Source organism: [Clostridium] ammoniilyticum, from assembly GCF_025566905.1.
In the GTDB taxonomy this organism is placed as follows: domain Bacteria; phylum Bacillota_I; class Bacilli_A; order Erysipelotrichales; family Coprobacillaceae; genus Faecalibacillus; species Faecalibacillus intestinalis.
Genome location: NZ_JAOQJR010000026.1, coordinates 1 through 10,601, shown reverse-complemented (window position 1 = coordinate 10,601; position 10,601 = coordinate 1). Strand labels below are relative to the sequence as shown.

The 10,601-nt window shown below is 28.6% G+C and carries 11 protein-coding genes; 9 read left to right on the top strand and 2 right to left on the bottom strand.

The features are described from left to right. Positions 1 to 137: 137 nt before the first annotated feature. From OCV55_RS13775 to OCV55_RS13755, 5 genes are all read left to right on the top strand, one after another. Positions 138 to 3,344, top strand: a complete 3,207-nt coding sequence (locus tag OCV55_RS13775; protein ID WP_147580908.1) for an ABC transporter ATP-binding protein/permease — start codon at positions 138 to 140, stop codon at positions 3,342 to 3,344. A 61-nt stretch (positions 3,345 to 3,405) separates the two neighbouring features. Next, complete coding sequence (locus OCV55_RS13770) at positions 3,406 to 4,335, top strand: GTP-binding protein (protein WP_147580907.1); 930 nt, start codon at positions 3,406 to 3,408, stop codon at positions 4,333 to 4,335. Positions 4,336 to 4,386: 51 nt separating this feature from the next. Beyond that, on the top strand, positions 4,387 to 5,115 hold the full coding sequence (locus OCV55_RS13765) for a YdcF family protein (protein ID WP_147580906.1): 729 nt from the start codon (positions 4,387 to 4,389) through the stop codon (positions 5,113 to 5,115). Positions 5,116 to 5,126: 11 nt separating this feature from the next. Next, complete coding sequence (locus OCV55_RS13760) at positions 5,127 to 5,597, top strand: hypothetical protein (protein WP_119362557.1); 471 nt, start codon at positions 5,127 to 5,129, stop codon at positions 5,595 to 5,597. Between the two features lie 63 nt (positions 5,598 to 5,660). Further along, complete coding sequence (locus OCV55_RS13755; protein ID WP_022002559.1) at positions 5,661 to 6,002, top strand: hypothetical protein; 342 nt, start codon at positions 5,661 to 5,663, stop codon at positions 6,000 to 6,002. Positions 6,003 to 6,023: 21 nt separating this feature from the next. On the opposite strand, the gene OCV55_RS13750 is transcribed toward OCV55_RS13755, so the two are convergent. Then, positions 6,024 to 6,839 (bottom strand): Mrp/NBP35 family ATP-binding protein, encoded by an 816-nt coding sequence (locus OCV55_RS13750; protein WP_022002560.1) that lies wholly within the window; start codon positions 6,837 to 6,839, stop codon positions 6,024 to 6,026. 113 nt (positions 6,840 to 6,952) lie between these two features. Here OCV55_RS13750 and OCV55_RS13745 point away from each other — a divergent pair, with 113 nt between their 5' ends. From OCV55_RS13745 to OCV55_RS13735, 3 genes are read left to right on the top strand one after another with little or no spacing between them, the layout of a single operon-like run. Next, entirely contained in the window at positions 6,953 to 8,293 is a 1,341-nt protein-coding gene (locus OCV55_RS13745) for an MATE family efflux transporter (protein WP_119362559.1), read from the top strand. A 1-nt stretch (position 8,294) separates the two neighbouring features. Then, complete coding sequence (locus OCV55_RS13740) at positions 8,295 to 8,459, top strand: hypothetical protein (protein ID WP_022002562.1); 165 nt, start codon at positions 8,295 to 8,297, stop codon at positions 8,457 to 8,459. Then, positions 8,459 to 8,761 (top strand): hypothetical protein, encoded by a 303-nt coding sequence (locus OCV55_RS13735; protein WP_147580905.1) that lies wholly within the window; start codon positions 8,459 to 8,461, stop codon positions 8,759 to 8,761. The genes OCV55_RS13740 and OCV55_RS13735 overlap by 1 nt, the downstream gene beginning before the upstream one ends. Before the next feature lie 24 nt (positions 8,762 to 8,785). Here OCV55_RS13735 and OCV55_RS13730 read toward each other — a convergent pair whose 3' ends face one another. Continuing rightward, a complete protein-coding gene (locus OCV55_RS13730; RefSeq protein ID WP_147580904.1) occupies positions 8,786 to 9,589 on the bottom strand; it encodes a DUF11 domain-containing protein in 804 nt (267 codons plus the stop codon). A 120-nt stretch (positions 9,590 to 9,709) separates the two neighbouring features. Between OCV55_RS13730 and OCV55_RS13725 the strand changes: the two genes are divergently transcribed. Beyond that, the gene (locus OCV55_RS13725) at positions 9,710 to 10,393 is read left to right on the top strand and encodes a FadR/GntR family transcriptional regulator (RefSeq protein WP_032089587.1); all 684 of its coding nucleotides are present in this window, start codon (positions 9,710 to 9,712) and stop codon (positions 10,391 to 10,393) included. Positions 10,394 to 10,601: the final 208 nt, after the last annotated feature.

The following is a 10,601-nucleotide window of genomic DNA, read 5'->3' as shown; positions in this document are numbered from 1 at the left end:
AGCATCATCGCGGCGAAGATAGTACATTGTGCGAAAATAGCTCGTTGCCAGTTCCTTCTTTTTTTTTATGTTTTTACATACTATTAATAATAAGTTCAAATTGAAATGATAATTTTATTCTATATGGAGGGGGAAGGATGTTACAAATAACAGATATCTGTAAACAGTATAAAACGGGAAATTTTATTCAAAAAGCTTTAAATCATGTCAGCCTTAATTTAAGAGATAATGAATTTGTGTCGATACTAGGTCCAAGTGGCTCTGGTAAAACCACACTTTTAAATATTATTGGTGGATTAGATAGATATGACAGTGGAGACTTAATTATCAATGGTATTTCCACAAAAAAATATAAAGACCGAGATTGGGATTCTTATCGTAATCACACAATCGGTTTTGTTTTCCAAAGTTATAACTTAATTCCACATCAGACAATTTTATCCAATGTTGAACTTGCGCTTACTATTTCTGGTGTTTCTAAAGCACAAAGAAGAGAGAAAGCAATTGATGCTCTTACCAAGGTAGGATTAGGACAACAATTTCATAAAAAGCCTAATCAGTTATCAGGAGGACAAATGCAACGTGTTGCTATTGCAAGAGCATTGGTTAATGATCCTGATATTTTATTGGCTGATGAACCAACAGGAGCCTTAGATAGTGAAACGAGTATACAAGTTATGGATTTATTAAAAGAAGTTGCTAAGGACAGACTTGTTGTTATGGTTACTCATAATCCAAAACTTGCCAAAGAATATGCAACACGTATTGTTACATTAAAAGATGGAGTTATTTTAGATGATACAAACCCATATCATGTTGAAAGTTTTGTCCCACAACATCGTAATATGGGAAAAACATCTATGTCTTTACTTACATCACTATCCCTTAGTTTTAATAATTTAAAAACAAAAAAAGGAAGAACTTTTTTAACATCTTTTGCAGGTTCCATAGGGATTATAGGAATAGCTCTTATATTATCTTTATCAAATGGTGTTAATACGTATATTCAAACAATCGAAGAAGATACGTTGTCAGAATATCCTTTACAAATTACAAGTACTGGTATAGATATGTCATCAATGTTAGTAGATGATAATCAAGATAAAAAACAATCTTCTAAAAATGATATTCAAGTAGCTAATATGATGACTACAATGTTTTCTAAAATTGGATCAAATGATTTAGAATCATTAAAGAGTTATATTCAAAGTAACCAAAAACAATTAAAAAATTATTCCAATGCAATCGAATATACTTATAATGTGACACCACAAATATATCGCTATCAAGATAATACTTATAGACAAGTTAATCCTGATAAAACATTTAGTTCCCTAGGAATGGGATCATCCACAAGTTCAAATAGTATGATGTCTTCCATGATGTCTACAGATGTCTTTAAATCCATGCCTAAAAACACTAACTTATTTAGTGGGCAATATGATATGAAAGCAGGTCATTGGCCAAAAAAATATAATGAATGTGTTGTTGTTCTTACTTCCTCTGGAAAGATAAGTGATATGATGGCTTATACACTTGGTTTAAGAGATTCATCAGAATTAGATCAAATGGTACAACAGTTTGCTAATGAAGAAGATGTAGATGTGACATTAAAAGAGGATGATTATAGTTATCAAGATATTTTAAATAAAACATTCAAACTTGTTAAATCGGCGGATTATTATGAATATGATGAACAATATCATGTATATAAAGATAAATCTAATGATCAAACATATATGAATCAACTTGTTCAAAATGGTGAAGATTTAAAAATTGTAGGCATTGTCCAACCTAAAGATGATCAAACAGCGACCATGTTATCAACAGGAATTTATTATCCATCATCACTTGTACAACATATTATAGAAAAGTCATCTACAACTCAAATTGTTCAAGATCAATTAAAAAATAAAAATGTGAATATTTTTACAGGAAATGCTTTTGAAGAAAAAAATTCACAATTTGATTTAAGTTCATTATTTACAATTGATCAAAACAAAATGCAATCAGCATTTAAGTTCAATACACAAGCTTTACAATTAGATTTTACGAATTTAAATCAAGAACTGACAAATCTATCACTTCCAACATTAGACATGAATCAAATAATTAATCAAATTCAATTTAATGTTTCAAGTGATCAACTTGATCATTTAGCTAATTCTTTATTAAATGGTTATTTAGAATATGAAAAAAATCATCCAGAAGTAAATATTAATCAAGCTACACAAGAATTTATAAATTACTTACAAACAGATCATGCACGTCAAGTTATAGAAGAACAAGTAAAGAAATATATTGAAGATGGTATTGATCAAAATGAAATGCAACAAATTATCAATGCAGTCTTAGACGATTATAAAAAACAATTAGGCGCAAATGATTTAGATATTACAAAAATAAATGAGTATTTAATGAGCTATTTAAATTCACAAGAAGCAAAGAATATTTTAACTCAAGAAATGACATCTATTATACAATCAACAAACATAGAAACACAAATTTCTCAAATTATGTCTCAATATATGCAATCATCTATGCAAAATTTATCATCCTCTCTACAAAGAGGTATTCAAAAAAGTATGATGTCTATGAGCTCATCAATAGAAAATGCTTTTCAATTTGATAGTCATGCTTTTACAGAAGCAATGAGCTTTAGTGGTGATGAAAATGATTTTATGAGTATTATTTCATCAATGATGACAAGTGAACAAGATTCATATGATAATAATATAAAGAAATTAGGATATGCTGATTTTAAAAAACCAGCAAGTATTAGTATTTATCCTAAAAACTTTGAAAGCAAAGAAAAAGTGATTCACTTTTTAGATACGTATAATCATAAAATGGAAAAAACAAATCAAGAAGACAAAGTCATTACGTATACAGATTTTGTAGGAACATTAATGTCTTCGGTAACTGATATTGTTAATGTCATTAGTTATGTCCTTGTAGCCTTTGTAGGTATTTCATTGGTTGTTTCTTCAATTATGATAGGTGTTATTACGTATATTAGTGTTTTAGAACGTAAAAAAGAAATTGGTATATTAAGAGCCATAGGGGCTTCTAAACGTAATATTTCGCAAGTATTCAATGCTGAAACATTTATTATTGGATTGTTTGCAGGTCTTATTGGAATTATTATTACATTACTCGCTCTTATCCCAGCTAATATTGTTATTCACAATATTGCAGATACAACAGCTGTTAATGCTTCTTTACCACCAGTTGCAGGAATTGTTTTAATTATTTTAAGCGTGATTTTAACTCTACTTGGAGGAATTGTTCCTTCTAAAAAAGCAGCGAAAGAAGATCCTGTAACAGCGTTAAGAACAGATTAAAAAGTCTTTCTATTAGACTTTTTTTTCTTTAGATATATAATAAAATCAAGGAGTGAAGATTATGGTAAAAGTAGATTTAATAACAGGTTTTTTAGGATCTGGTAAAACAACTTTCATAAAAAAATATGCTCAATATTTAATTGATCAAGGATATAGAATTGGAATTATTGAAAACGATTTTGGTGCAGTTAATGTTGATATGATGTTATTACAAGATTTAGAATCAGAAAATTGTGAATTAGAAATGGTAGCAGGAGCTTGTGATAAGGATTGTCATCAAAGACGTTTTAAGACAAAATTGATATCTATGGGAATGAGAGACTTTGATCGTGTTTTGGTAGAACCATCAGGTATTTTTGATGTAGAAGAGTTTTTTGATGTTTTACATGAAGAACCTCTTACAAATTGGTATGAAATAGGAAATGTATTTGCAATTGTAGATGCCTCATTAGAAAAGAATTTATCTAAAGAAGCTTCTTATTTACTTGCAAGCCAAATTGTAAGTGCAGGAAAAATTATTTTAAGTAAAGTAGATACTACAAGTAAAGAAAGAATTGTAGAAACAATTCAACAAATGAATGATGCACTTGCTTTATTTCATGGAAAACCTCTTCTACAAGAAAAATTAAAAATTAAAAAATGGGATGAAATGACCCAAGAAGATTATCAAGAATTATTAAATAGTCAATATACAAATGATTATATTGAAAAATTATGGTTTAACCAAAATGATGCTTTTCAATCTCTTTATTATATGAATAATAGATTCAATCAAGATGAATTTATTCAAAAAATAAATCATATATTTAAAAATCAAGATTGTGGTCATGTCATGAGAGTTAAAGGTTTTTATCAAAAAGAAAAACACTGGTATGAAATCAATATGACTCAAGAAAATACCTCTATACAAGAAATCAATCAAGGGCAAGATGTCATAATTGTTATCGGTGAAGAACTAAATAAAAATAAAATAGATCAATATTTTAAATAGAGATGTCAAAATCTCTATTTTTTGTTAGAATGAACCCAAGTAGGTGAAACAATGAAAATTATAAAATATTTATTACTGATATTTTTTATCATAAGTTTTATTATTTTTTTACTTCCTTTTTTATTAAAAGGAATCTTAAATATTGGAAATATAGCAGGAATAATAGTTTCTTTAGGTTGTTTCCTTATTATCTTTTTTAATAGGCCATTACATCATTTGATTTTTTCTAAAATAATGTTATCTTTCATAATCATCCTTTTAGCAATTATTTCTACGTGTTCTTATAAAATACTTACAAATATGAATATATTACCTCAAGAAGAAACAACAGTTGTTGTTTTAGGATGTCGTGTTAAAAATAAAAAACCAAGTCTTGCATTAAAAGAAAGACTTGATAAAACATATCAATATTTAAATGAAAATCCTAAATTACAATGTATTCTATCAGGTGGACAAGGTGCTAATGAAGAAATATCAGAAGCTAAATGTATGTATCAATATCTTGTAAGTAAAGGAATTGATCCTCATCGCTTATATCAAGAAGATAAGTCTACTTCTACAAGAGAAAATATATTGTTTTCTTATCAATTAATTAAAAAAGAAAATTTATCTAAAGCAATCACGATTATTACAAATGAATTTCATGAATATCGTGCACAAACAATAGCTCGTCGATTAAATATCAAAAGTTATGCTATAAGTGCTCATACTGCTTGGTGGTTATTTCCTACATATTTTGTAAGAGAAATCTTTGGCATTGTTTATGAATTTATTTTTTAGGAGGTAAGATTATGGGAGGAATAAGTGTGTTAGTAGTTTTAGGTTTATTTATGTCTTTTTATGCGTTATATCTTTTTTTGATCTTTATCAGCATCTTTTATCTTGTTGAAAATTATATTTTTGAAAGTCTTTTTCTTTATAATAAAACACATTCAAAGAAATCATGGATTCCTTATTACAGTAAATATCTTCTAGGAAAAGAAGTAGCATTGGAAAAGGAAGGATTATTTTTAATGATGATTGAAATTATGGGAACAATTCTTTTTTATCTCTCTTTAAATGCTCAATTAGGTTCATTAGATACAATTATCTTTTTATTATTTTTAGGATGTATTTTACTTTCTTTTATTATGAATATTTATATTTCACATCAAATTATAAAAAAGGTTTATCCTAAATATGGAGATTGGATCACTGTTTTCAATGTTTTAACATTGGGATTTTTTAGATCTATAAGTTTATTTCTTGTTAGAAATAAATAATAAAAAGACTATCTTTTTTTTAAGTTTGTGATAATATATTACACGAAATATGAGGTGATTGAGATGAAACAAGTTGTTTTAGAATTTGATGATGAAGAAATGGAATTATTAGAAGAACAATTTAAACAAATTCAAGATGTTGCTGGAATGGAAACAATTGAAGATTATATATATTATGCGACAATGTCACATTGTAAAACAATGCAAGCAGCATCAAAAATGTTTGGACAATCAGGTGATATTGAAAAACTTATGGCTGATGAAAATGTTCATGTTGGTGTTGTAAACATGCCTATTCAATTATCTAATGTAGAAGATAAAGATGAATTTAGTAGATATTTAAATGATGTTTTAAATGATGCCGTAAAAGACTTCATGAATCGTAATAATGAACCACTAAATTAAAAAAAGCACGTGAGTGCTTTTTTAAATATCTTTTACTTTTTGAGAAAACTCATCAAACCAATCAGAATGATAATTTTCAACATAACCTTGATCAGATAATTGAGTCAATTCACTATCAATAGGTAATTGACCAAGTAATGGAAGTTGATAACGATCAGCCACTTCTTGGCTATGACTCTTACCAAACATATAAATTTTTTTATCACAATCAGGACATTTAACATAAGACATATTTTCAACGATACCAATAATATCGACATCCATTTTTTTAGCCATATTAACAGCTTTACTTACAATCATCCCTACAAGTTCTTGAGGACTTGTCACAATGATTATACCATCTAATGGAAGTGATTGAAAAACTGTAAGTGGAACATCTCCTGTTCCTGGAGGCATATCAACAAACATATAATCAACATCTCCCCACATTACATCAGACCAGAATTGTTTGATCATTCCTGCAAGTACGGGACCACGCCAAATAACTGGTGTGTCATTTGATTCTAATAATAAATTCGTAGACATAATTTTAATTCCTTGACTACTTTCAACAGGTGTGAATTCTTTACCATTAGATAAAACTTGTTTGTTTTCTACGCCAAAAATACGTCCTATAGAAGGTCCTGTAATATCACCATCTAGAATAGCTACTTTATATCCTTCTCTTTGTTTAGCAAGCGCCAATAATGAAGTTACTGAAGACTTTCCAACGCCTCCTTTACCACTTACAACACCAATCACTTTTTTTACATGAGAATGTGCATTCATTGGTGCTAAAAAATCTTTTTTTGAACATGTACTTTTACATGAATTACAATCATGATTACAATTAGCCATACTACTCTCTCCTTTAACCTCTATACATTATAACCTAAAATCAAAAAATAAAAAAACAATATGATTGACTTTATATTAAAAACTCTTAATAATTAAATCTATGGAGGGAATTTATGAAAAATTTAACCACAGGTCATCCTTTAAAACTTATTTTTTTCTTTGCTTTACCTTTAATGTTCGGTAATTTTTTACAACAACTTTATATCATGGTAGATACCATGATTGTAGGGCGTTTTGTAGGTGTTGATGCATTAGCTTCTATTGGTGGAGCAGATTGGATCAACTGGGCTATTTTAGGACTTTTAATGGGCTTTACACAAGGATTTTCAATTCGTGTATCTAATTGTTTAGGGGCTAATGATGAAAAAGGAATGGAAAAATCAATTGCGATGTCCTATCTTTCATGTTTTGTAATAGCAATTTTAGTTATCATTTTTTCACAAATAATTATCGAACCTTTATTAAAATTATTAAATACACCAAGTCATACAATTCAAGGATCTATTACCTATTTAAGAATCATGTCTGGTGGAGCCTTAATTGTGATCTTTTATAACTGTTTTTCAAGTATTTTAAGAGCTATAGGAGATAGTCGTACACCGCTTATTGCAATGCTCATTGCTGCTTGTTTAAACGTTATACTCGATTTATTATTTGTTTGTATCTTTCATCAAGGAATTGCTGGTGCAGCAATAGCAACATTGATTTCACAATTATTTGCAGCTACTTTTTGTTATTTTAAAATAAGAAAAGAATTACCCTTTAAAATTAAAAAAGAAAGTTTTCAAATAGATCAAAAACTTATTTATCAACTCATTAAATTAGGTTTACCATTAGCTTTTCAAAACTTGATTATTGCTTTTGGTGGAATTGTTTTACAATCTGTAGTTAATGGCTTTGGTTTCTTATTTATTGCTGGTTATACAGCAACAAATAAACTCTATGGAATATTAGAAGTTGTTGCTATATCCTTTGGTTATGCAATTACAACCTTTGTTTCACAAAACTATGGAGCTAAAAAATATCAAAGAATGAAATCCGGTGTTTTTCAAGCAAATATTTTATCTGTTTTTATTTCCATTGTTATTATGATCGTTATTCTATTCTTTGGTAAAAAAGTATTATTACTTTTTATATCTACGACACCAAAACAAACACAAATTGTTTTAAAATATGCTTATGATTATTTATTTACAATGGCTGTTTGTTTACCAGTTTTATATATTTTATATTCTTATAGAAGTGCTCTTCAAGGGATGGAAAATACGATTATTCCAATGGTATCAGGAATTGTTGAGTTAATTACGAGAGTATCAGCAGCACTTATTTTACCGCATTATATGGGTGTTTATGGAATATATTTAGCAGAGGTTCTTGCTTGGACTGCTGCTGCAATCATGCTTTATATTTTTTATCATAAAGATTTACATCAATTAGATAAAGGAGTTATGTAATATGGGTTGGCTTATTTTTATGTGGTTTGTCATTTTAATTGTAATGCTTATTCTTTATTTTATCATGATTGCATTTAAGGTAAGTAAGTTATATCATGATATAGAAAAAAGACAAAATGATGATTTTGAAAATATATCAAAGTTTAAAGAAAGGATGATGAAATAATGTTAGGAACATTATATGTTGTTATATCAAGTTCAAAAGAAGAAGATTATCAAAAAGTAAAAGAGGAATTATTAGAAATCTATCCTGATTTTTCAGTATCTCCTTACAAAGAATCACAAATGGAAAAAGATGCTGTTGAATTCTTTGCGACTTGTCAAATAACAAAAGAAAAAGCACAAGAAGCTTTAGATCAATTAAATAATGATTGGGATGGAGAAGTAGATGATTGTATTGCTTATGGATTTAATACAAAAATGTTTGATTCTCTTGTCTATCATTTAAATTTCCAATTATATGATTAAAAATGGATGCTGAAGCATCCATTTTTAACTTGTATAAATACCAGTAACAGTAAGAGTACTTGTTCCTACAGGAATAACCAGATTATCAATTCTAAGTGTTGTAAATTGCACATAAGTTCCTGGATCATAAATAATCGGATCAGGAGAGTCAGGTGTTTTTAAAATAATACTATTGATTTTGTATCCTGTTGGGAAGATATCATTGAAAGTAACATTTGTCGCTGTTTCATTACCTCTATTTACAATTTTGAAAGTGTAAACAAGAGATTCACCACTATAAATACTTGTTTTATCAACAGCTTTTGTAATATCTAGAGACACATAATTTGCTAGTGTGACAGTTGCACTAGGATTTGGTTTAGCAGTGACAATTGGTCCTGTTGTTGAACCACCATTAGCTGTAATTGTTTGGGTATTGGTAATTTGTTCAGGATTTGTCGTAGGTGTTGTTGTTTCAAAGATAATTAAAACATTGTCATTAGGATTAAGCACATTATCTATTTTAAAAGTGACTGTATTTGCTGTTTTTTGTACATCTGCTTCAATTGGTGAACCATTTAAATAACCTTCAATACTTGTATCAATGTATTGAAGTGTACCGTTTGCTAGATCATCTACAATTGTAAGATTATAAAGAGAAGCACTACCTGTATTTTCTACACGCGTAATATAAGTGATGGTTTGACCAGGTGTATAACTATCAAGTAACGCTTCTTTTGTTGCTGTTAAATCATACAAACTTAAAATACGTGTGACAACAGCATTTGAGTTTTTAGTAATGTTGTCATAGATCAATGTGGCTTCATTTGCGATTGTTACAGGGTCCATAAATAACCTCCTTTCAATGTAATATATGATAAATAAAAAAAGGTGTATGGACAAAAGGTCATAGCATAATTATTATTTTTGTGATAGAATTTCAAGTAATTTAAGGAATCGAGGGAAACTATGGATAAGAAAAAAAGGTTATCGGATGATATTGCTGAGATGCTCCTTTCGATGATCGTCGTTGAAAAGAAATATTTACCAGGAGATAAACTTCCTAATGAGATTGAATTATCTAAAGAATTAGGAGTTAGTCGTATTACATTAAGAGAAGCGATACGTATTTTAGTAACACGACATGTTTTAGAAATTAAAAGAGGAAAAGGAACTTTTGTTAGAGAAGATTATGATAATCAAACTTTTGAAAAGTTCAATATTCCTCCGGAAGTTAAAATGGGAGCAGATGATCTTTACGAAATCCGTTTGATTTTTGAACCAGAAATTGCTTATTATGCAACACTTAGAGCAACGGATAAAGAATTGGAAAGAATCAATGCAATCAAAAATGAAATTGAAGACTGTATTACAAATAAAAAAAGTTATGCAAAACAAGAAATGTTATTTCACTGTTCTATTGCACAAGCAACGCATAATGAATTTATGTCAAGATTAGAACCAGTGTTACAAGAATCTATTCAAAAAGGGGTTTTTCTTTACGAATATGAACATGTATCTAATCAAGATATTATCTCAGATAATAAAATGATTATGGAATTTATGAATGATCGAAATGCAGAAGGGGCAAGAAGCGCCATGCGTATACACATCTTAAGGGCAATCAATCAATTAAAGTTAGAAAAGAAATAATTGATGATTGTTAAAAAAATGTCCAAAGAGAGCAGACAACGCTATTGACATAAGACAACATTAGACGTATAATGGGTAACGAAAAAGGAAATCGAGTAATAAAAATTAATGGGGGATATTAAAAATGGCAAAAATTTTTTATGAATCAGATTGTGACTTATCATTATTAGATGGGAAAACAGTAGCCATCATTGGATACGGATCACAA